This window comes from Pseudomonas sp. S09G 359 (assembly GCF_002843605.1).
In the GTDB taxonomy this organism is placed as follows: domain Bacteria; phylum Pseudomonadota; class Gammaproteobacteria; order Pseudomonadales; family Pseudomonadaceae; genus Aquipseudomonas.
Genome location: NZ_CP025263.1, coordinates 5,529,383 through 5,552,042, shown reverse-complemented (window position 1 = coordinate 5,552,042; position 22,660 = coordinate 5,529,383). Strand labels below are relative to the sequence as shown.

The 22,660-nt window shown below is 61.7% G+C and carries 12 protein-coding genes; 8 read left to right on the top strand and 4 right to left on the bottom strand.

The genetic code is table 11. The annotated features are described in order from the left end of the window. Position 1: 1 nt before the first annotated feature. A complete protein-coding gene (gene treR, locus CXQ82_RS25415) occupies positions 2–706 on the bottom strand; it encodes a trehalose operon repressor (protein ID WP_101272830.1) in 705 nt (234 codons plus the stop codon). 191 nt (positions 707–897) lie between these two features. On the opposite strand from treR, the gene treP reads away from it, so the two are divergent. From treP to CXQ82_RS25390, 5 genes are all read left to right on the top strand, one after another. Beyond that, on the top strand, positions 898–2,340 hold the full coding sequence (treP, locus tag CXQ82_RS25410) for a PTS system trehalose-specific EIIBC component (RefSeq protein WP_101272829.1): 1,443 nt from the start codon (positions 898–900) through the stop codon (positions 2,338–2,340). A gap of 117 nt (positions 2,341–2,457) precedes the next feature. Next, complete coding sequence (treC, locus tag CXQ82_RS25405) at positions 2,458–4,104, top strand: alpha,alpha-phosphotrehalase (protein ID WP_101272828.1); 1,647 nt, start codon at positions 2,458–2,460, stop codon at positions 4,102–4,104. Positions 4,105–4,175: 71 nt separating this feature from the next. Next, a complete protein-coding gene (locus CXQ82_RS25400; protein ID WP_101272827.1) occupies positions 4,176–5,396 on the top strand; it encodes a carbohydrate porin in 1,221 nt (406 codons plus the stop codon). A gap of 94 nt (positions 5,397–5,490) precedes the next feature. After that, positions 5,491–7,995 (top strand): phosphoenolpyruvate--protein phosphotransferase, encoded by a 2,505-nt coding sequence (gene ptsP, locus CXQ82_RS25395; protein ID WP_101272826.1) that lies wholly within the window; start codon positions 5,491–5,493, stop codon positions 7,993–7,995. A gap of 2 nt (positions 7,996–7,997) precedes the next feature. Then, positions 7,998–8,285, top strand: a complete 288-nt coding sequence (locus CXQ82_RS25390; protein ID WP_101272825.1) for a PTS transporter subunit EIIB — start codon at positions 7,998–8,000, stop codon at positions 8,283–8,285. A 136-nt stretch (positions 8,286–8,421) separates the two neighbouring features. Here the strand turns inward: CXQ82_RS25390 and mltF are convergent, their stop codons facing one another. Further along, a complete protein-coding gene (mltF, locus tag CXQ82_RS25385; RefSeq protein ID WP_101272824.1) occupies positions 8,422–9,882 on the bottom strand; it encodes a membrane-bound lytic murein transglycosylase MltF in 1,461 nt (486 codons plus the stop codon). A gap of 287 nt (positions 9,883–10,169) precedes the next feature. Between mltF and purL the strand changes: the two genes are divergently transcribed. Further along, positions 10,170–14,066, top strand: a complete 3,897-nt coding sequence (purL, locus tag CXQ82_RS25380; RefSeq protein ID WP_101272823.1) for a phosphoribosylformylglycinamidine synthase — start codon at positions 10,170–10,172, stop codon at positions 14,064–14,066. A 4-nt stretch (positions 14,067–14,070) separates the two neighbouring features. Then, positions 14,071–14,382: an NGG1p interacting factor NIF3 gene (locus tag CXQ82_RS25375; protein ID WP_101272822.1), complete on the top strand. Its 312-nt coding sequence runs from the start codon at positions 14,071–14,073 to the stop codon at positions 14,380–14,382. 69 nt (positions 14,383–14,451) lie between these two features. On the opposite strand, the gene CXQ82_RS25370 is transcribed toward CXQ82_RS25375, so the two are convergent. Continuing rightward, entirely contained in the window at positions 14,452–20,196 is a 5,745-nt protein-coding gene (locus tag CXQ82_RS25370) for a membrane-targeted effector domain-containing toxin (protein WP_101272821.1), read from the bottom strand. A gap of 379 nt (positions 20,197–20,575) precedes the next feature. On the opposite strand from CXQ82_RS25370, the gene CXQ82_RS25360 reads away from it, so the two are divergent. Further along, positions 20,576–20,839, top strand: a complete 264-nt coding sequence (locus CXQ82_RS25360; RefSeq protein WP_101272819.1) for a DUF6124 family protein — start codon at positions 20,576–20,578, stop codon at positions 20,837–20,839. 116 nt (positions 20,840–20,955) lie between these two features. Here CXQ82_RS25360 and nagE read toward each other — a convergent pair whose 3' ends face one another. After that, positions 20,956–22,647: an N-acetylglucosamine-specific PTS transporter subunit IIBC gene (nagE, locus tag CXQ82_RS25355; protein WP_101272818.1), complete on the bottom strand. Its 1,692-nt coding sequence runs from the start codon at positions 22,645–22,647 to the stop codon at positions 20,956–20,958. Positions 22,648–22,660: the final 13 nt, after the last annotated feature.

Below are 22,660 nucleotides of genomic sequence, written 5' to 3'. Positions count from 1 at the left end.
CTCAACGCCGAGCAATATCCGAAAAGTAAAACTTATCCAACGTATGCCGCGACTCGGTGTACTCGAACTGCCGCCCATCCTGCAAAAACGTCTGGTTGCTCACCACGATCACATGGCTTTGGCCATCGAGGTCCAGGTGTGCCTGGTCGTCTTTGCTGCGGGGCAGGGCTTCGATGGTGCGTTGGGCGTAGCTGATCTGCAGTTGCAGGGTCTGTTCGATGAACGCGTAGATCGACTGCTCGGCGATGCTGCGGTCCAGGCCCGGGATCAGGTCGGCGACGAAGTGGTTGATGTCGAGGATCACCCGTTTGCCGCCGATGCGCCGTACCCGTTTGATGCGGGTGATCAGCGTGCCGGCTTCGGCCTCGATGTGTTGCAGCAGTGAACCTTCCAGCGGGAACTGGGTGAATTCGACCACTTCGGTGTGTACGTCATCGCCCAGGTCAGCGTGGGTTTCGTAAAAGCTGACGATGCCGCCCAGTTGGAATTCAATCGGGTTGGGCGACAGCACGAAGGTGCCCTTGCCATGGATTTTTTGCGCGAAGCCGCGTTCCTGCAACTGCTCGATGGCGCGGCGCACGGTGCCACGGCTGGCCTGGTAGGCGTCCATCAATTCGGTCTCGGAGGGAAGGCGCGTACCGCGTTGCAGGCGTTCGGTGGTGATGCTGGCAAGCAGATCCGTATAGATCTGGTTGTATTTGCTCATGGGGATGGCTCTGTGCCGATTTTCGGTCAAGGCAGGAACCTTAGTGGCCTGGCAGGGCTTTGTCCATTGCGCTCACCCCCGACAAAAGATCATCAATTTTAAACTCGTCTGTACGAGTTGTTGCTTTAACTCGTACAGACGAGTACTTTTGCCTCGTTCCTCCAATAAAAATATCAAAGTGGAAACCAAGCATGAGCCACGACTATTCGACTATCGCCCGCGAGATTCTCGAGCACCTCGGGGGCAGCGAAAACCTTGAGCAAGCTGCCCACTGCGTAACCCGCCTGCGCCTGGCGCTGAAGGACCCGAGCCTGGTCAACGCCAGCGCCTTGAACCAGGTCGACCTGGTCAAGGGCTCGTTCTTTACCGGCGGTCTGTTCCAGGTGGTGATCGGCCCCGGCGAAGTGGAAAAGGTTTACGCCGCCCTGCGCGAACAGACCGGCCTCGCCGCCGCCACCATCGCCGACGTGAAGAAGAAAGGCGCCGACAAGACCAACGCCATGCAGCGTCTGGTGCGGGTATTTTCCGACGTGTTCATGCCGATCCTGCCCGCGTTGATCATCGCCGGCCTGCTGATGGGCGTGAACAACCTGATGGGCGCCAAGGGCATGTTCATCGAGGGCAAGACGCTGTTGGAGGCCTACCCGAACCTGGATGGCCTGTGGAGCCTGATCAACCTGATGGCCAACACCTCGTTCGTGTTCCTGCCGGCGCTGGTGGGCTGGTCGGCGGCCAAGCGCTTCGGTGGCAGTGAAATCCTCGGCATCGTGCTCGGCCTGATGCTGGTGCACCCCGACCTGCTCAACGCCTGGAACTACGGCAAGGCGGTCGCCGGCCTCGACGGCCAGAGCCTGCCGTACTTCGATATTTTCGGCTGGTTCAAGATCGAAAAGGTCGGCTACCAGGGGCAGATCCTGCCGATCCTGATGGCGGCCTACGTGATGAGCGTGATCGAGAAATGGCTGCGAGCCCGCGTGCCTAACGCGATCCAGCTGCTGGTCGTGCCGATTACCACCATCGTCGTTACTGGCGTGCTGGCCCTGGCCATCATTGGCCCGGTGACCCGCCATCTCGGCATCCTGATCACCGAAGGCGTGGTCACCCTGTTTGACCTGGCACCGATGCTCGGCGGCGCGATTTTCGGCCTGCTGTATGCGCCGCTGGTGATCACCGGTATGCACCACATGTTCCTTGCCGTGGACCTGCAACTGATCTCCACCCAGGGCGGCACCTTTATCTGGCCGATGATCGTCATGTCCAACCTGGCCCAGGGCAGCGCCGCGCTTGCGGTGTTCTACATGACCCGCAATGCGCGGGACAAAAGCATGGCCTCGACCTCGGCGATTTCCGCCTACTTCGGCATCACTGAACCGGCGATGTTTGGGGTCAACCTGCGCTTCAAGTTTCCGTTCTACGCCGCGTTGCTCGGCTCGGCGCTGGGCAGCATTTTCCTGGCGCTGAACAAGGTCACGGCCTCGGCCATCGGTGTGGGTGGCTTGCCGGCGTTTATTTCAATCCTCCCGCAGTACATCGCGGTTTTTGTGATCGGGATGGTCATCGCGATGGTCGTGCCGTTTGTTCTGACCTGTGCGTTGAGCATGAAGATTGTTCGGCCTGGGTATCGGGTTGCCTGATCCATCGCCATCGGGGGCAAGCCCCCTCCCACATTTGAAATGAGTTCCCCTGTGGGAGGGGGCTTGCCCCCGATGAGGCCCTCAAAGCCAGCACACAATCAATTGAAGGAACCCACCATGCAAGATTGGCAACACTCGGTGATCTACCAGATCTACCCTAAAAGCTTCCACAGCCACGCGGGTAACGCCACCGGTGACCTGCTGGGCATTGTGGACAAACTCGACTACCTCCAATGGCTGGGCGTGGATTGCCTGTGGATCACGCCGTTCCTGCGCTCGCCGCAGCGCGATAACGGTTACGACATCAGCGACTACTACGCCATCGACCCCAGCTACGGGACCATGGCCGACTGCGACCTCTTGATCTGCGAGGCAGCCAAGCGCGGCATCAAGCTGATGCTCGATATCGTGGTCAACCACACCTCCATCGAGCACGAGTGGTTCCAGCAGGCGCGCAGCAGCCTCGACAACCCGTACCGCGACTTCTACATCTGGCGCGACCAGCCGAACAACTGGGAATCCAAGTTCGGCGGCTCGGCCTGGGAATACGAGGCGCAAACCGGCCAGTACTTCCTGCACCTGTTCGACCACACCCAGGCCGACCTGAATTGGGACAACCCCCAGGTGCGCGCCGAGGTGTTCAAGCTGATGCGCTTCTGGCGCGACAAAGGCGTGGGCGGTTTCCGCCTGGACGTGATCAACCTGATCTCCAAACCGGCAGACTTCCCCGAGGACAACACTGACGGTCGCCGTTTCTACACCGACGGCCCCCACGTGCATGAATACCTGCAGGAAATGCACCGTGAAGTCTTCGACGGCCATGACCTGATCAACGTCGGCGAGATGTCGTCCACCAGCCTGGAACACTGCATCCGCTACTCGAACCCGGCCTCGAAAGAGCTGTCGATGACCTTCAACTTTCATCACCTGAAAGTCGATTACCCGAACCTGCAAAAGTGGCTGAAGGCCGACTTTGATTTCCTCCAACTCAAGCGGATTCTCTCCGACTGGCAAGTGGGCATGCAGGCGGGTGGCGGCTGGAACGCGCTGTTCTGGTGTAACCACGACCAGCCACGGGTGGTTTCGCGGTTTGGTGATGACGGCGAGCACCGCGCGGTCTCAGCGAAGATGCTTGCCACGGCGTTGCACTTCCTCCAGGGCACACCGTTTGTGTACCAGGGCGAAGAGCTGGGCATGACAAATCCGGGTTTTGATCGGATTGAGCAGTACCGTGATGTGGAGACGTTGAATATCTTCCGCCTCAAGCGCGATGCCGGTGAGTCCGAAGCCTCCAGCATGGCGGCGATCATGCAGAAGTCCCGCGACAACGGGCGTACGCCCATGCAGTGGAACACCGAGGCGAACGCCGGTTTCAGCACCGGCGAACCGTGGATCGGCATCCCGGCGAATGCCCAGATCATCAACGTCGAAAGCCAACTGGATGACCCGGATTCGGTGCTGCATCACTACCGTGCGTTGATCGCCCTGCGTCGGCATGCACCGCTGATCCAGCAAGGCGTTTACCGCCAACTGCTGCAAGACCATCAACAGGTATGGGCCTACCTGCGCGAAGGCGTCGGCGAGCGCCTGCTGGTGCTGAACAACTTCTACGGCCAGCCCTGTGAAATCCAACTGCCCGATGCCGTGATTCCGTCGACAGGCGAACAGCGCCTGCTGATCAGCAACTACCCCGATTGCCCGGTGCGCACGGCCACGGTGCTGCTGCGTCCGTATGAATCCTTGGTACTGCACCTCAAGGACTGAGACCCGTTGTAACCCCCGTATGGGAGTGCGGGGGCGCTTCAAAACCAATAATAAAAATGTCGGAGTGCTGCATGAAAACAACTATAAAGCTGGGCGTTGTTGCGTCCTGCCTGAGCCTGCCATTCGGCGCTCAGGCGCTGGAATTTGCCGGGTATTTGCGTAGCGGCGCGGGGACGTCAACGGGCAGTGGCCCGCAGCAATGTTTCCAGTTGCCGGGGGCGCAATCCAAATACCGCTTGGGTAACGAATGTGAGCAATACGCCGAACTGGAATTGCGCCAGGACCTGCTGACCCTCGATGACGGCTCGGTGCTCAGCGTCGATGCCATGGCCTCGCTCTACAACAAGTACGACCGCGCGCTTAAATTCCAAGGCGAAGACAACGGCACGGCGCGCATGCCGCAGATGTACGCGCAGTGGTCGAACTTGCCGGCCCTCAACGGCGGCTCGGTGTGGGCCGGTCGGCGTTACTACAAACGTAACGACATCCATATCTCCGACTTCTACTACTGGAACCAGAGCGCCACGGGCGGCGGTATCGAGGACGTGCTGATCGGCGACCTGAAATACAGCTACGCCATTTCGCGCAAGGACAACCTGTACCAGAAGGAGTACGCCACCCGTCACGACTTCAACGTCGCGGGCTTCAAGACCAATCCCGGCGGCGAGCTGGAGCTGGGCCTGAGCTATATCGAAAAGGCCGGCGGCCGCGATACCAACAGCGGCTGGGCGCTGACGGCGCAGCATGTGCAAAAGCCTTTTCTTGGCGGCAAGAACAAATTCGCCCTGCAGTACGGCGAAGGCCCCGGCACCGGCCTGGGTTACACCGGCAATACTTTCCTGGATAACAGCAGCAAAAGTTACCGCGCCGTGGAGTTCTTCGACTGGCAAGTGACCCCGCGTTTCGGCGGGCAGATCGAAGCGGTTTATCAGAAAGACATTCGCCCCGGCAACGGCGACCAGACCTGGATGTCGATCGGTGTACGCCCGGCGTATGCCATCAGCGAACAGTTCAAACTGGTCACGGAACTCGGCCACGATCAGGTCGACGCCACGGGCGGCACACGCAAGCTGAGCAAATTTACCTTCGCCCCGACCTGGTCGCCCAAGGGCGCGGATTTCTGGGCGCGGCCGGAAGTACGGTTGTACTACACCTATGCAACCTGGAACGAAGCGGCCAAGCGCGCGGCGAATGAGTTGGCGGCGGGGTCGGCATTGTCCGATACGGGCGCGTACGGTACGGCGCGGCATGGGTCGAATTTTGGTGTGCAGGTCGAATACTGGTGGAAGTGAATCGTCGCACCGCCCCTCCCACAGTTGATCGCTGTCATCCATGGGATTTGTATCCAGCCAATGATTTTTACAGAACAAAACAACAGGTGATGTCATGACCACAACTCAATCGCTGGAATTGCTGGCGCCCCTGACCGGGGTGCTGCTGGCGCTGGATCAGGTGCCCGACCCGGTGTTCGCCAGCCGTATGATTGGCGACGGCCTGTGCATCGATCCCACCTCGCAGACGCTCTGCGCGCCGCTGGCTGGGGTTATCAGCAACATCCAGGACAGTGGGCATGCGGTCAGCATCACCGCCGACAACGGCGTGCAGGTGCTGATGCACATCGGCCTGGACAGCGTGAACCTGGCGGGCCAGGGCTTCACCCGCCTGGTGCAGGAAGGCCAGCGGGTAGAGGCCGGGCAAGCGCTGATCGAATTCGATGCCGACTACGTGGCGCTCAATGCAAAGAGTTTGCTGACCTTGATGCTGGTGGTCAGTGGCGAGCCGTTCAGCCTGTTGGCGAACGGTTTGGTGGAGTTGGGCCAGCCGGTGCTGAAAGTAATGCCCGGTGCTGGCGCTGAAGAGGTGATGGAAGAGGAGGGCGATGCACTGTTCTCCAAGCCGCTGACCCTGCCCAACGCCAACGGTTTGCACGCGCGCCCGGCGGCCGTATTGGCCCAGGCGGCGAAGGGTTTCAACGCGAGCATCTACTTGCACAAGCAAACCCAGAGCGCCAACGCCAAGTCGCTGGTGGCGATCATGGCGTTGCAAACCGTGCACGGCGATACCTTGCAAGTCAGCGCGGCGGGGCAGGACGCCGACGCGGCAATCACGGCACTGGTTGCGTTGTTGCTGCAAGGCTGCGGCGAGACGGTCGCGGCGCCGGCTGCAGTGGTTGAGCCGCTGCCCTCGGCGACATTGCTGCGGGGCGTGTGTGCTTCGCCGGGTTCGGCGTTCGGCCAGGTGGTTCAAGTACGCGAGCCCGAGCTGGCGATCACTGAACAAGGCGCCGGTGAAACCGCCGAGCGCGCCGCCTTGGAACGCGGCCTGCTGGCCGCGACCGAGGCGTTGCAAACCTTACAAGGCAAAGCTGCCGGCAGTGCCCAGGCGGAGATTTTCCGCGCCCATCAGGAACTGCTCGAAGACCCGACCCTGCTCGAGCAGGCCCACGCCCTGTTGGCCGAGGGCAAGAGCGCCGCATTTGCCTGGAACAGCGCCACCGCGGCCACCGTCAAACTGTTCCAGGGCCTGGGCAATGCCTTGATCGCCGAACGTGCGGCGGACCTGGCCGATGTCGGCCTGCGGGTGCTCAAACTGATCCTCGGTATTGCGGACAGCGCCTGGGACTTGCCCGAACGCGCGATCCTGGTTGCCGAGCAACTCACGCCCTCACAAACCGCCAGCCTGGATACGCGCAAGGTGCTGGGGTTTATCACCGTCGGCGGCGGCGCCACCAGCCATGTGGCGATCCTCGCGCGTGCGCTTGGCTTGCCGGCCATCTGCGGCGTGCCGGTTCAGGTCCTGGCGTTGGCGAATGGCAAACAGGTGCTGCTCGATGCCGACAGGGGCGAACTGCACCTGGAGCCGAACCTGGCCGACATCGAACAACGCGAAACCGCGCGCCAGCAGCAGGCAGCTCGGCGCCAACGCGACGTGGCGCAGGCGGCATTGCCGGCCATTACCCGCGACGGCCATCACGTGGAAATCACCGCCAACGTCGCCTCGTTGCAGGAGGTGGAGCAATCCCTGACGCTGGGTGGCGAAGGCGTCGGCCTGTTGCGTTCGGAGTTTCTTTACCTGGACCGCAACCGCGCCCCAAGCCCCGCGGAACAGGCGAGCACCTACAGCGCTATCGCCCGCGCCCTGGGCACCGAGCGCAACCTGGTGGTGCGCACCCTGGATGTCGGCGGCGATAAGCCACTGGCGTATGTGCCGATGGACGCCGAGACCAATCCGTTCCTGGGTTTGCGGGGCATTCGCCTGTGCCTGGAGCGCCCCGAGCTGTTGCGCGAACAGTTCCGGGCGATCCTTGCCAGTGCCGGGCTGGCGCGGCTGCATATCATGTTGCCGATGGTCAGCCTGCTGTCGGAACTGCAGCGGGCGCGCACCATGCTTGAAGAGGAGGCGCTGGCGCTGGGCCTCACCGAGTTGCCCAAACTGGGCATCATGATCGAAGTGCCGTCCGCCGCCTTGATGGCGGACGTGTTCGCACCCCATGTGGATTTCTTCTCGATCGGCACCAATGACCTGACCCAATACACCCTGGCCATGGACCGCGACCACCCGCGCCTGGCCAGCCAGGCCGACAGCTTGCACCCGGCGGTGCTGCGCCTGATCGCCACCACCGTCAAGGCCGCCCATGCCCACGGCAAGTGGGTCGGCGTGTGCGGTGCGCTGGCGTCCGAAGTGCTGGCGGTGCCGGTGCTGGTCGGGCTGGGGGTGGATGAGCTGTCCGTCAGCGTGCCGCTGATCCCGACCATCAAGGCCAGCGTGCGCGAACTGGACCTGGCCGACTGCCAGAGTATCGCCCGCCAGGTGCTGGCCCTGGAAGAAGCCGGCCAGGTACGCGAGGCGTTACGTGACTATCAAACAGCCACCGTTGTGCTGGAGAACTGAGCATGTTGGATAAATTGAAGCAGGCCTTCTGGAAAGCCCTGACCCCGGATTTGATTGCCGAAACGGTCGTTGCACCCGCTCAGGGTTTGTTGTCAGCTGATGTGCTGGCGGCGTTGGGTGGGGCGGATAACCTCAAGTCGCAACAGCGCGTGGCACTGACGCGGGTGCGTGTGCAGTTGCAGGATGCGGCGAAGTTTGATGCTGCGGCGTTAAAGGCAGCGGGCGTGCCGGCAGCAATGGTATTGACGGGCGGGATAGTGCATCTGCTCACCGGCCTACAAGCCAAGTGACGATCAAAATGTAGGAGGGGCGGTGCGACGATTCGACTTGCCCCCGATGGCAGAGTGTCAGTCAACACATACAGTGAATGATGCACAGCCATCGGGGGCAAGCCCCCTCCCACATTGGTTTGGTTCTATGGTGTTCTTACAGCTGCGGGTTATCTTCCGGCGGCTTGGTCTTGTCCACGCCCGGCACATGCAGGTTGCCTTCGACCACCTGGTTGCCTTCCAACTGCGGCTGGGTCACCCAGGTGAGGATGTCGTAATAACGCCGGATGTTCGCCACAAAATGCACCGGCTCACCGCCCCGGGCGTAGCCGTAGCGGGTCTTGCTGTACCACTGCTTCTGCGACAGGCGCGGCAGCATCTTCTTCACGTCCAGCCACTTGTTCGGGTTCAGGCCTTCTTTCTTCGCCAGGATGCGTGCGTCGTCCAGGTGGCCGGTGCCCACGTTGTAGGCGGCGAGGGCAAACCAGGTGCGGTCGGGCTCGGCGATCTTGTCGTCCAGCTCCTCCTTGATCTTGGCCAGGTACTTGGCGCCGCCCATGATGCTCTGCTTGGCGTCCAGGCGGTTGGACACGCCCATCGCCTGGGCGGTGTTCTGGGTCAGCATCATCAGGCCGCGCACGCCGGTCTTGGACGTGACCGCCGGCTGCCACAGGGATTCCTGATAGCCGATGGCGGCCAACAGGCGCCAGTCGACCTTTTCTTCCTTGGCGTAGGCGCGGAAGTGTTTCTCATACTTGGGCAGGCGTTGCTGCAAATGCTGGGCGAAGGTGTAGGCGCCGACATAGCCGAGTACATCGACGTGCCCGTAGTAGCGGTCTTTAAGGCGCTGCAGGGTGCCGTTCTTCTCTACCTTGTCCAGGTAGCTGTTGATCTCATTGAGCAGGCTGTTGTCTTCACCCGGCGCGACGGCCCAGCTCTGGTTGCTGGCGTTGCCAAGGTCGAACGCCACGCGCACGTTGGGGAAGTACACCTGGTTCATCGCGACTTCGTTGGAGTCCACCAGGGTCAGGTCGATTTGCCCCTCGTCGACCATGCGCAGCAGGTCGACCACCTCGACGGCGTCGGATTCCTCGTACTCGATTGCCGGGTTCTGCTGTTTCAGCGCCGCCAGTTGCTCGGCGTGGGTGCTGCCCTTGAGCACCATGATCTTCTTGCCCACCAGGTCCGCCGCGTTGGTCGGACGTGATTGGCCGTTGCGGTAGATGATCTGCGGGGTCACTTCAAGGTACGGGTGGGAGAAACGCACCTGCTGCTTGCGCTGCTCGCTGCTCACCAGGCCGGCGGCGGCCAGCACCGGGCCGTTGGGCTTGCCCAGTTGGCCGAACAGATCATCGAGGTTGTCGGCGGTCTCGATTTCCAGCTTCACCCCCAGGTCATCGGCAAAGCGCTTGACCAGTTCGTATTCGAAACCGGTTTCACCGTTGCGGTCCTGGAAATACGTAGCGGGGCTGTTTCGGGTAATCACCCGCAATACGCCATCCTCCTTGATTCGCTCGAGCGTGCTGGGTTTATCAACACAGGCGCTGAGCATCAGGAAGAGTCCGGTTGCGATGAGCCATTTGGCGCATCGCGGGCGCAAAGCAGTTGGGGAGAACATCTGCGCAGTATACGCAAACGGCCCACGGCGCCATATCTCGACAGCGGCGGACTTGTCTGCTAGCACCGCCAAAACTGTGCTGCAGCCCGCAGAAACGTGGCCTGGCGGCCGATTGTGACGGTTAAAATAACTGCACGGAATGCCTCGGATAACGCCCCGATAGCGTGCAAACCGTGCCAACTGACGTTCGGCAGCAGCCAGTGGTGCCGTTTCGGGTGCCGTTGGCGGCGGTTTACGCTAGAATGCACGGCCTCAAAGCACACCCCCTTCCCGAGGCTGTCCCGAAGATGTTGATCCTGCGCGGCGCTCCTGCCCTTTCTGCCTTTCGCCACAGCAAACTCCTTGAGCAACTGAGCCAGAAGGTTCCAGCTGTTACAGGCCTGTATGCTGAATTTGCTCACTTCGCCGACGTTACCGGCGTGTTGACCGCCGACGAACAGCAAGTGCTCGCACGCCTTCTGAAGTACGGCCCCAGCGTTCCTGTTCAAGAGCCAACCGGCCGCTTGTTCCTGGTTCTGCCGCGGTTCGGCACCATCTCGCCCTGGTCGAGCAAGGCCAGCGATATCGCCCGTAACTGCGGCCTGGAAAAAATCCAGCGCCTGGAGCGCGGTATCGCCTTCTACGTCGCTGGCCAGTTCAGCGATGCCGAAGCCGAGCTGATCGCCAGCAGCCTGCACGACCGCATGACCCAGATCATCGTCAGCCAGCTGGAACAGGCTGCCGGCCTGTTCAGCCATGCCGCGCCCAAGCCGCTCACCGCGATTGACGTGCTTGGCGGTGGCCGCGCCGCCCTCGAGAAGGCCAACACCGAGCTGGGCCTGGCGCTCGCCGAAGACGAGATCGACTACCTGGTCGAGGCCTTCAACGGCTTGAAGCGCAACCCGCACGACATCGAACTGATGATGTTCGCCCAGGCCAACTCCGAGCACTGCCGCCACAAGATCTTCAACGCCAGTTGGGACATCGACGGCCAGAGCCAGGAAAAAAGCCTGTTCGGCATGATCAAGAACACCTACGTGATGCACAGCGAAGGCGTTCTGTCGGCTTATAAGGACAACGCTTCGGTGATCGTCGGCTCCGTCGCCGGGCGTTTCTTCCCGGACCCTGAAACCCGCCAGTACGGCGCGGTGCAGGAGCCGGTGCACATCCTGATGAAGGTTGAGACCCACAACCACCCGACCGCGATTGCCCCGTTCCCGGGCGCAGCCACCGGTTCCGGCGGCGAAATCCGCGACGAAGGCGCAACCGGCCGTGGCGCCAAGCCAAAGGCGGGCCTCACCGGTTTCACCGTGTCCAACCTGCAGATCCCGGGTTTCGAACAGCCGTGGGAAGTGCCGTACGGCAAGCCTGAGCGCATCGTTACCGCACTCGACATCATGATCGAAGGCCCGCTGGGCGGCGCCGCGTTCAACAACGAGTTCGGGCGCCCGGCGCTCACCGGTTATTTCCGTACCTTCGAACAGTCCATCACCACCCCGCGTGGCGATGAAGTGCGCGGCTACCACAAGCCGATCATGTTGGCCGGCGGCATGGGCAACATCCGTGAAGAACACGTCAAGAAAGGCGAGATCCTGGTCGGCTCCAAGCTGATCGTCCTCGGCGGCCCGGCCATGCTCATCGGCCTCGGCGGCGGCGCAGCTTCCTCCATGGCCACCGGCACCAGCTCGGCCGACCTCGACTTCGCTTCCGTACAGCGCGAAAACCCAGAGATGGAGCGTCGCTGCCAGGAAGTCATCGACCGTTGCTGGCAGTTGGGTGACAAGAACCCGATCAGCTTCATCCACGACGTCGGCGCTGGCGGTTTGTCCAACGCCTTCCCGGAACTGGTCAACGATGGCGACCGCGGTGGCCGTTTCGAACTGCGCAACATTCCAAACGACGAGCCGGGCATGGCCCCGCACGAAATCTGGAGCAACGAATCCCAAGAGCGTTACGTATTGGCCGTTGGCCCTGAAGACTTCGCGCGCTTCCAGGCCATCTGCGAACGCGAGCGCTGCCCGTTTGCGGTGGTCGGCGAAGCCACTGCCGAGCCGCAGTTGACTGTTACCGACAGCCACTTCGGCAACAGCCCGGTCGACATGCCGCTGGAAGTGCTGCTGGGCAAAGCCCCGCGCATGCACCGTTCGGCAGTACGTGAAGCCGAGCTGGGCGATGATTTCGACCCAAGCACACTCGAACTGGCCGACAGCATCGAACGCGTGCTGCACCACCCGGCCGTGGCGAGCAAAAGCTTCCTGATCACCATCGGCGACCGCACCATCACCGGCCTGGTTGCCCGTGACCAAATGGTCGGCCCGTGGCAGGTTCCGGTGGCCGACGTTGCCGTCACCGCCACCAGCTTCGACGTGTACACCGGTGAAGCCATGGCCATGGGTGAGCGCACGCCGCTGGCCCTGCTGGACGCTCCGGCGTCGGGCCGCATGGCTATTGGTGAAACCCTCACCAACATTGCTGCGTCGCGCATCGGCAAGCTGTCCGACATCAAACTGTCGGCCAACTGGATGTCTGCCGCCGGTCACCCGGGTGAAGATGCACGCCTGTACGACACCGTAAAAGCGGTCGGCATGGAGCTGTGCCCGGAGCTGGGCATCACCATTCCGGTGGGCAAGGACTCGATGTCCATGGCCACCCGTTGGAACGATGAAGGCGTCGACAAGACTGTAACGTCGCCGCTGTCGCTGATCGTTACCGGTTTTGCACCGGTCACCGACATCCGCCAGACCCTGACCCCGCAACTGCGCATGGACAAGGGCACCACCGATCTGATCCTGATCGACCTGGGCCGTGGCCAGAACCGCATGGGCGCGTCGATCCTCGCGCAAACCCACGGCAAGCTCGGCAAGCACGCGCCGGACGTGGATGACGCCGAAGACCTCAAAGCTTTCTTCGCCGTGATCCAGGGCCTGAATGCCGATGGCCACCTGCTGGCTTACCACGACCGTTCCGACGGTGGTTTGCTGACCAGCGTTGTCGAGATGGCCTTCGCCGGTCACTGCGGCCTGAACATCGTGCTCGACAGCGTTGCCGAGGATGCTTCCGAAATCAACGGCATCCTGTTCAACGAAGAGTTGGGCGCAGTGATCCAGGTTCGCCAGGACGCTACCCCGGACGTACTCGCACAATTCAGCGCCGCCGGCCTGGACGACTGCGTGGCGGTGATCGGCCAGCCGATCAACAACGGTGAAATCAACATCTCGTTCAATGGCGATACCGTGTTTGCCGGCCAGCGCCGCTTGCTGCAACGCCAGTGGTCCGAGACCAGCTACCAGATCCAACGCCTGCGTGATAACGCCGACTGCGCCGAGCAGGAATTCGACGTGATCCTGGAAGAAGACAACCCGGGCTTGAGCACCAAGCTCAGCTTCGACGTCAACCAGGACATCGCCGCGCCTTACATCAAGAAAGGCATCCGCCCACAAGTTGCCGTACTGCGTGAGCAGGGCGTCAACGGCCAGGTGGAGATGGCGGCGGCGTTCGACCGCGCCGGTTTCAACGCGATTGACGTGCACATGAGCGACATCCTCGCCGGTCGCGTTGACCTCAATGAGTTCAAAGGCCTGGTGGCCTGCGGTGGTTTCTCCTACGGCGACGTGCTGGGTGCCGGCGAAGGCTGGGCCAAGTCGGCCCTGTTCAACAGCCGTGCCCGCGACGCGTTCCAGGGCTTCTTCGAGCGTAACGACAGCTTCACCCTGGGTGTGTGCAACGGTTGCCAGATGATGTCCAACCTCAGCGAACTGATCCCGGGCAGCGAGTTCTGGCCGCACTTTGTGCGCAACCGTTCCGAGCAGTTTGAAGCCCGCGTTGCGATGGTGCAGGTGCAGGAGTCGAACTCGATCTTCTTGCAAGGCATGGCTGGTTCGCGCATGCCGATCGCCATCGCCCACGGCGAAGGCCATGCCGAGTTCGCCAGCGAAGAAGCCTTGCTTGAAGCCGACCTGTCCGGTTGTGTGTCGATGCGTTTCGTCGACAACCACGGCAAAGTCACCGAGAGCTACCCGGCCAACCCGAACGGCTCGCCGCGCGGGATCACCGGCCTCACCAGCCGCGACGGCCGCGTGACCATCATGATGCCGCACCCGGAGCGTGTATTCCGCGCCGTGCAGAACTCGTGGCGTCCGGAAGAGTGGAACGAAGACGGCGCCTGGATGCGCATGTTCCGCAACGCCCGCGTGTGGGTGAACTAAGGCGGTGTACAAGCTGGCCTTCTTTGTGCCCGACAGCCATGTGGAGACGGTGAAAACCGCCGTCTTCGCAGCCGGCGGCGGGCGCATCGGCGACTACGACAGCTGCGCCTGGCAAGTGCTGGGCCGCGGCCAGTTTCGCGCGTTGGACGGCAGCCAGCCGTTTATCGGGCAGGTTGGCCAGGTTGAAGTGGTTGAGGAATGGAAGGTTGAGCTGGTAGTGGCGGATGCGTTGATCGTGGCTGTTGTGGCCGCGTTGAAGCTCAGCCACCCGTATGAAACACCGGCTTATGAAGTATGGCAGTTGGCGGATTTCTGATCGGCTGGCTGTAAAACAGGAAACCCGCTGGGCCATCATGGCCAGCGGGTTTTTTGTTGGGTACGCCCTTTACTTCACGGCTATCAGGTTTACCTCAGACTCAAGCATCTTGAGTAAGGTGAACAGGTGCTTGAAGCGTTTTGCTTGCTTGCCCCAGCGATCAATGAAGAACATCCCGTTGTCGTCCACTTGAATCGGCGTGGTGACGATCTCTCCCGTTTGGGAGTGGTGCACCAGGCGGGTTTCTGTGGTGGACGGCCGTTCGATCAGATAGTGTCCGGCATGGGTCAATTTCGACCGCTCAATCGCGACAAAAGCGATGGGAAGCGGCCGGCCAGCTTTACCGACATCGAGCTTGAAGTCACTGCGCAGCGCAACCGAAGTGAGGCTGCCAAGATCGCTTTCCCAGTAGCCGGGGTGAATGCCTCTGGCCAGTGCCGGCGCGGTGTCCCGCACATGCAGGCTGACGGCGCCCAGCATCTCGGCCAGCCCCGGCACCCCCTCGTTGATATTGGTGTGTGCACTGCCGACAAAGGCGATCCATTTGTGCGCGCCCTGCGCCGCCTGGTCGGCTTCGATGACCCTGGTCGCGAAGTAACTGAACATCTGGTTTCGCGATGGGTTGGCTACCGACAACCCTTTAACGTGATAGCTGGCGGTACAGTCGAGGGCCCGCACGCGCATGCCATATTTATTGGCGGCCTGGATCACTTGCGTGTAGGTGTCGGGGCCGCTGTACGGCCACATATGCCCTTCATCCTGACCTTTGAGATAAGCCTTGAGGCGGCCGGGAACGCGCTGGGTACGCTGGAACAGATCGAGTTCAGTCTGATGCAGATCCGTGAGCAGGTGTTCGACATAGAGGGTCTTGAAACCCGCCTCCTTGAAGGTCTTCATCTGCGTTCTGAGCAGCGTTTTGCTGGCTTCGTGAGCATGGCCTTCGCCGATTACCAGCCCTGACAGCCGGCTGTCGCTGACCTGTTTGATAAACGCTTGGGGCGTCGTGGCTGCCGTGACCACCGGCAGTGTTGGCCGGATGGGTGGTACATAGTTGGCGAAGAAGGTTTCGGCGCTGCTGCGCAACCGCGAGCGTGTGTCGATGAATGCATTGAAGGCAGGCATTCGCGATGTCGTAACCAACCCGTATCGGCTGTCCAGGCCATGGGGCTCCTGCGCCAGTTGGACGATATCGTCTCTGAAGGCCGGGGCGATGTCGAAGTTGCTGAAATGTTCAGCGACGGGGGTAGGCGCCGATACGGCTGGTGCGGCAGGCTCGGCCACCTTATAGGCGCTGGGCAAGGTCATGAGGTAGTCGCCCTGGGCTTGTGCGTCGCCGGGTATCGAGCCAGGCGTATCAATACGAATGCCCATGGGCTGATCTGTGCCGACATCTTCGATGCGCAGTGCGACAGCGTCTTGCAGGTCTGCCAAACCAGGCGTCTGCTCGAACGTGCGCAGGCGCGACGGCTCCACCAGAGCCACCCAGCGTTCCTGCGGGGTGTCGGCCATATCCGCTTCGATGGCTTTATGCGAGTAGAAATTTCTCAGGCGATTATTGCGTGGCGTGGTAGGCGGCTCGTCTCCCAGGATCAGCGCGCTATCGAGCTGATAGGACGTCGACGCGTCCAGCGCCCTTACCTGCAGGCCTTTCGCCCTGGCTTTGCTGACCAGCGCCAGGTACGAATACTGCGCGTCTGACGCAAAGCCCAGAGCCTTATCGACGGTGCTCAAATGCTTGCGGATATGGCGCCAGGACTCACCACTGTTCAGTTTCTGCAATTTTACCCTGAATACATCTCCCGGCAGGTATTCCAGATACAGCGTGTTGAACCCCTTTTCAATCAGCGCATCCATGTTGTCGATCAGTACCTGCTTGCCGGCAATCGAGCCCGGCAGGGCGCCGACGAGCAGGTGCTTGTTGCCGGTAAATGCTTGTGTGCCAATCAGTTCGGCGAATGATGCACTGGCGTCGACAGCTGGCACTTTTGCCACGGCAGGCAGCGGCACAAACGTCTGGAAAAATGCCTGGGCGTCGCTGGCCAGGCGCATGACCTGCTGCTGATAGATGCCCCGTGCAGGGCGCAGTTTCATGGCGGTGTTATCCAGCTGCATTTGCGCGGGGATTTGCGCGACATCGGCCCACAGGATCATGTCCGGTTTCATCTGTGGGTTGAGGACGAGTTCAACGTCACGCCAGTATTTCGCTGGCACCCCGTAATCTTTATGTGGTCCGGGGGTTTCTGGCAGGCTTTCATACTTGGGCGCACCACCGGCCAGCCCGCTGCGCACCCACACACCGTCGACGTTGGGTTCGGCCAAGCGGGCGGTGGACACCAACTGGCCGGCTGCTGGGTCGAGGCGATACAGCAAGTAACGCCCGAGCGCATCCGGGGTCTTGGGCGCCCATAACGCCTGGCCGTCGAAGATCACCGGTTGCATGCCTTGCGGGGCGGGCGACGCGGCTTCCAGTTGGTTGATCAGTTGCAGCGCACGGCTTTGCCCGGCATCGGCCGCACTCAAACGCAGTGGTTTGGTCACGGGGTTGAGTGCGCGCAGTGCGGGCCGTAGGTCGGTGAACAGCGCGCCGGCACTGTTGAACAGGTAGCCGAGGAAGTGCTCGAAAGCGGCCGAGGTATCGCCCTGATTGTAGGCATGCAGGGCCAGCATGGCGTCCTTGAATGCCAGCAACAGGCCGACACTCAGGCTCAGCACCGGAAACGGCGCCGTGGCAACGGCGGCCACCCATTCCACGCATGTCCAGAGAATGCCGGTGATCATCTGCGTGCGGCTTACGGTGGTGGCTGCCACGTCGTCGATCTTGCGTTGCAGCTTCATGTTGTACAGCGCCTGGCGCAGGTCGGTGATGGGGGCAACGCGCTGGGTGGTGTCGTAGCGCGCGGGGCTGATGCTGGTTTTGTCCAGCTGTTCGGGGAGCTTGCGTCGGGCTTCTTCAAGGAAGTTGCGCACCCGCGTACGCGATTGCACGCCCACCCGCTCGGTGAGGTAAGCAATCATGCCCGGCTGCTTTTTCAGCAGGTAATTGAACAGGCGTGCCTCGCGAAAGCTGATGCCATCGGGGGCCTGCGGGGTGTAGAGCAGCACCGGGTTGTCCGCGTGGGTGAACAGCCAGGCGCCGATGACCCAATCGCCATCGATCATCAGGCGATGCATGGTGTAGCGGGTGCGGGCCTGCACCGAGGTGTCGCCCATGCCGGCGATGCACAGGTCCAGCCACTGCCGATCAACCTCGGCGATATGGCCTTGCAGCTGGCTTTCGAGGGCGGCGCTTTGCAACTGCCATTGCGTGATGGCCAGTACGGTCCTGCGCCGGATGTCATACGAGGGCTCACGGCTGTTCAGCAATTCGCCCCGCACCTTATCGATGTAGCGTTCGCCGACCCACACGCCTGTGATCGAGCGCGCCACGGTTTGTGCGGTCAGTGGCGTCAGGTCGATGCCTTGCGGGCCTCTGAAGCGTGCCGAGTGGGAGAATTTTTCGTCGATAAACCCCACGCCATCGGCGTAGCCGTCGCGATACAGCTGGGTATACGTCTGCGGAGCAGGTGTCCAGGCACCGATCAGCGCGGGCGGTGAGTAGGCCCATACGCTGTCCGGGTCGACATCGTTTTGTGAGCGCCCGAGCAACCGGTTCAAGCGCAGCCGCGCCTGTTGATGCACGTAACTGTCGAAGCTTGGGAAGCTGGCTTCCGAAAACGCCTGGGCGTTGTAGACCTGCAGGGTGTTGTCGGCATTTTCGTTCAGCGTCAGCAGTGTTCTTCGCTGTTCGGTGCTGGCCGAGCGAAACCACGGCGGCGTACTGAAGTCATAGTCATCCACGCGTGTGCGCAGCGCATGCTCGGCCATTGATTGCAGGCAGGCTTGATAGCTCGGCGCAGTGTTGAAGCTGACCTCCTGGTGTTCCTGGCTATGGGGCTTGAAGCCCAGGCCGGCCAGCACGGTGTTCATGGTGCCGCGAAAGCGCATGGGCAGGCGCGTGATCAGGTAATCGGTCAGGCTGCCGGAAGCCGCCTCGACGCCGTTATCCACGGCCCAGCCCAGGATATGGGCTTGGCACTGCGCTTCGCTGTCGAAGGCCATGAACTGCTGCGCACGCGGTGCCTGCGGGGTGCACAGCAGCACGCGCTTGATCGTGCCGGTGCTGTCGGCCTGGCGCAATGCCCACAGGTCCAGCAGTTGCGCACCGTGCAGGGACAGCGCGCCGGAGCCCAGGCTGGCGGCGCTCAGTTGTGGGTCGCTGCCGGCGCGCAGCCGCTGGATCAACTGGAAGTCATCGTCGCTCAAGTGGTTTTGCAGCACAGCGGTGTAGGCCAGCGCATTGATCCGCCGGTCCAGCATCTGTTCGATGGCCTGTTTGAGTTCGACGCGGCCATGCAGATCCTGTTGCACCTGGGCAAAATCGATACGCGGCTGCAGGGTGCTCAGCTGCTTGGCGAGCCAGGTGGGGGTAAGGTCGCGGTAGGTGTCGGGCAGCGCTGCACCGTGATAAGTCAGCGTGGTTTTTTGCACAAAGTCCGAGCCGGGCAATTCGTCGCCTGTGTGCAGGCCGCGCAGGGCCAGGTCGATCAGGTTGCGCTGTTGTTCATAAGGGCCAAGGCCGGTCATCACGCGCTGGGTGGTGACCAGCAGGTGCTCGGGCTGCAGGTCGTCAATCTCCAGCTCATCGCTCAAGCGCTCGCGCCACTGATGCGCGGCCAGGGCGTGGGGCGTGGCGGCCGGGCCGAGCAGGTCAAGCAACGCCTGGCGGGCCTGGTTGTATTGCCCCAGGTGCTCGGCCAACTCGGCACGCCGGGTTTCGCTGGCGCTGCGATACCAGTCAGGCGCACTCAGACGCAGATGGCGCTCGAGCAAGGCCTGGGCGCGCAGTTCAAGGCGGGCGCTGAAGTCGGGCGGGGTGGTGGTGATGGCGGTGTCGAGGGCACTGTGTAATTGGGCCGGGTCGCGACTCGGGTTGTCGGCGAAGCTCAGCGCGTAATCGATATCCTGCGTGCGCTTGTCCACCTGGGTATCGAACAGGTGCTCGAACAGCGGCTTTTCGTTGATGCTTGCCAGCGCCAGTGGCCAGATGCCTGCCGCCGTCAGGGTGTGGTAACGCTTGGGCAGCAACGTCATGAATTCATGGCGGCTGGTGGGGTGATTGAGGATTTGCAGCAGGCGGTCATTGAGTTCGCTCAGTGAGTCGAACGCTTCGATCCCCCGCACTGGCGTGAACAGCAACACGCGGCCAACGGCTTCGGTGGCGGTCAACGACGTTACGATCGGGCTGTTCTTTTGCGTGGCGACAAAGGCGCCTGCCAGCTCGATGGTTTTATCCTGATAGCCGAACCTCAGGGCGTACAGGCCCGGCCGCAGGGAGGGGCCCGAGCGCACCTGCGCCAGCATGGCGCTGTCTTGCGGGTGCAGCAGGCGATCCTGAACCCCCAGCCGTGCCTCGTACTCCAGGGCCATAAGCCCCGCCGCCTCGATCAGGAACGACTTGCGTGAGGCGCCGTTGATCGGCTCGCGCAGGTCCATGTCCAGCAGCTCGGCGTTGAGGCTGCGCTTGAGTGTGTCGACCAGTGCTTGCCCTTGTGTGCTGTACAAGTCAGTGCCCGGCAATGTTTCGTAAAGCTTGCGGCTCTTACCCAGCAGGGTTTGGTAATGGGTTTTGAGCAGGCTGTTGACGCGCTCCAGATAGGCTTGCTCGGCAGACGGTTGGTGCTCGGGCAGCAACTGTGCCGGGCTCAGAAACAGATGGCCGCCGATCTGGTGCAGCGAGCCTTTGATATCGCTGAAGGACAGGGTGGAAGTGCTCATCGGCACATTCTCCATGCTAAGGGTTAGAAGCCTCAGCTTGGGGAAGGTGATGGGGGGCGGGGCTGTAGATAGATAGTCGTGTTGTAAGGCGTTTTCCTACGAGGTTTTCAGGTTGTCCCTCGGAACTGGCTTGAATAGTCTTCGTGGGTCGCTGCCAATTCAGCGACCGGGACTGCAAGCCCGCCGAAATTATGTTGGAGCTCATAAGCGCCGCTATAATCGTGGCGCTTTTCATAGTCATCGCTTTATGGTGGCTGTGTGCGGGAGACCTTTGGGTCTACCCGGGAGGCTCCTTCCTTGGTCTTGCAGGCCTGCGCACAGCTGCCACCCATCATCTGCAAGTGATGTTGGTAGTTCCCATTATTTGAGGAGCATTACCATGATCAAAGACAGTCCAAATCCCCCATCTAACTCTCAGCCCACTGACCAACTTTTCACCTTACTCCCCAACCTGAACAGCGAAACCCTGCTGGCCAACGCCTCTCAAGACCTGGCATCAGTGCAGGCGCTGGCGGGTAATCTGGCTTTTGAAGTCGACGGCCCGCAACGCGATGCGGTGCTGGGGATTCATCGGATGGTGGAAGGGATTCAGTTGATGGTGGATCGGGTGTTGGATTTGTTTGAGGTGCCTGAGCAGAAGTAATCAGGTGCCTGTGAGGGCCATTCGCGAGCAAGCCCGCTCCCACATTTGAATGTATTCACACATCAAAATGTGGGAGCGGGCTTGCTCGCGAATAGGCCAGAACAGTCACTGCACCTCTACACCCCGGCGCCCACCTCACGGCTACCGACCAACCGCTCCAACGCCTCACCCAACCCCGATGCCTTGTCACCAATCAACAGGTGCCAAACACCGCTATCAAGCTGGCTGACACCTTGGCAACCCAGCGCAGTCAGGTCTGCTTCAGACACTACCGAATCATCCCCCAACTCCACCCGCAACCGGGTCATGGCCACGGCTTCCAGCTGGCGCACATTCGCCCGGCCACCCAGGGCAATCAGCCATTTTTCCGCTTCATGCAGGTTCACCGCCACCGGCTTATCCACAGGCGCCGTGGCAACAAACGACGGCATCGCCAAGCGAATCTCATCGGCAATGCTGTCGGCCAGCGGCCCCACCACCACTTGCAAACTCCCACCATTGCCCGGGCGCACCACGGCCATGGCGCCCAGGGCTTTCAGTTCGGCGTCCACGGCTTTGTTGCGATCCACCATGTCCAGGCGCAGACGCGTGGTGCAGGCGCCCACACTCAACAGATTGGCCGCACCCCCCAGCGCACGGATATACGCCCCGGCCCGCTGGTTGTCGCTCATCGCTTCAGCCGGCGCGACCTGGATATCCTCACGCCCCGGCGTCTTCAAATTGAAGCGGCGAATGCAGTAGTTGAACACGCTGTAATACACCAGCGCATACGCCAGCCCGACGGGGAACACCAGCCAGCCATTGGTGGACTTACCCCAACCCAGCACCATGTCGATAAACCCGCCGGAGAAGGTAAAGCCCAGGTGGATATTGAGCATATTGGTCACGGCCATCGACAAACCGGTGAGCAGCGCGTGGATCAGGTACAGGAACGGCGCGAGGAACATGAACGCGAATTCAATCGGTTCGGTCACGCCGGTGAGGAACGAGGTCAGCGCCATCGACAGGAAAATCCCGCCCATGACTTTGCGCCGCTCCGGCAGGGCATTGCGGTACATCGCCAGGCACGCGGCGGGCAAGCCGAACAGCATCACCGGGAACATGCCGGTCATGAACTGGCCGCCCTTGGGGTCGCCGGCAAAGTAGCGAGTCAGGTCGCCGGTCACTACCGCACCGGTGAGCGGGTCGGTAAAGCTGCCGAACACAAACCACGCCATGTTATTGAGGATGTGGTGCAGGCCGGTGACGATCAGCAGGCGGTTGAACACGCCGAACACGAACGCGCCGAAGCTGCCGCTTTCCATCAGCAACACGCCGAAGCTGTTGATACCGTGCTGGATCGGCGGCCAGATCAGGCCGAAGATCACCCCCAGCGCCACTGCCGAGAACCCGGTAACAATCGGCACAAACCGTCGCCCGCCGAAGAACGCCAGGTACTCTGGCAGCTTGATGTCCTTGAAGCGGTTATACAGCGCCCCCGCCATCAAGCCGCTGGCGATACCGGCGAGCATGCCCATGTTGATGCTGCTGTCCATCACCTTGAGCGTAGAGACCATCACCAGGTAGCCAATCGCCCCGGCCAGCCCCGCCGTGCCGTTGTTGTCGCGGGCAAAACCCACGGCGATACCGATGGCGAAGATCAGCGCGAGGTTGGCGAAGATCGCTTGCCCCGCGTCGTGCATCACGGCGATGTTGAGCAGGTCGGTGTCACCCAGGCGCAGCAGCAGGCCGGCGATCGGCAAAATGGCGATCGGCAGCATCAATGCACGGCCCAGGCGTTGCAGCCCTTCGATGAATAGTTGGTACATGGCGGGTCTCCTT

Coding starts and splice junctions, on each gene's coding strand:
- CXQ82_RS25370 (WP_101272821.1), bottom strand. CDS start 20,196: ATGAGCACTTCCACCCTGTCCTTCAGCGATATCAAAGGCTCGCTGCAC.
- CXQ82_RS25360 (WP_101272819.1), top strand. CDS start 20,576: ATGATCAAAGACAGTCCAAATCCCCCATCTAACTCTCAGCCCACTGAC.
- treR (WP_101272830.1), bottom strand. CDS start 706: ATGAGCAAATACAACCAGATCTATACGGATCTGCTTGCCAGCATCACC.
- mltF (WP_101272824.1), bottom strand. CDS start 9,882: ATGTTCTCCCCAACTGCTTTGCGCCCGCGATGCGCCAAATGGCTCATC.
- treP (WP_101272829.1), top strand. CDS start 898: ATGAGCCACGACTATTCGACTATCGCCCGCGAGATTCTCGAGCACCTC.
- CXQ82_RS25390 (WP_101272825.1), top strand. CDS start 7,998: ATGTTGGATAAATTGAAGCAGGCCTTCTGGAAAGCCCTGACCCCGGAT.
- treC (WP_101272828.1), top strand. CDS start 2,458: ATGCAAGATTGGCAACACTCGGTGATCTACCAGATCTACCCTAAAAGC.
- nagE (WP_101272818.1), bottom strand. CDS start 22,647: ATGTACCAACTATTCATCGAAGGGCTGCAACGCCTGGGCCGTGCATTG.
- CXQ82_RS25400 (WP_101272827.1), top strand. CDS start 4,176: ATGAAAACAACTATAAAGCTGGGCGTTGTTGCGTCCTGCCTGAGCCTG.
- ptsP (WP_101272826.1), top strand. CDS start 5,491: ATGACCACAACTCAATCGCTGGAATTGCTGGCGCCCCTGACCGGGGTG.
- purL (WP_101272823.1), top strand. CDS start 10,170: ATGTTGATCCTGCGCGGCGCTCCTGCCCTTTCTGCCTTTCGCCACAGC.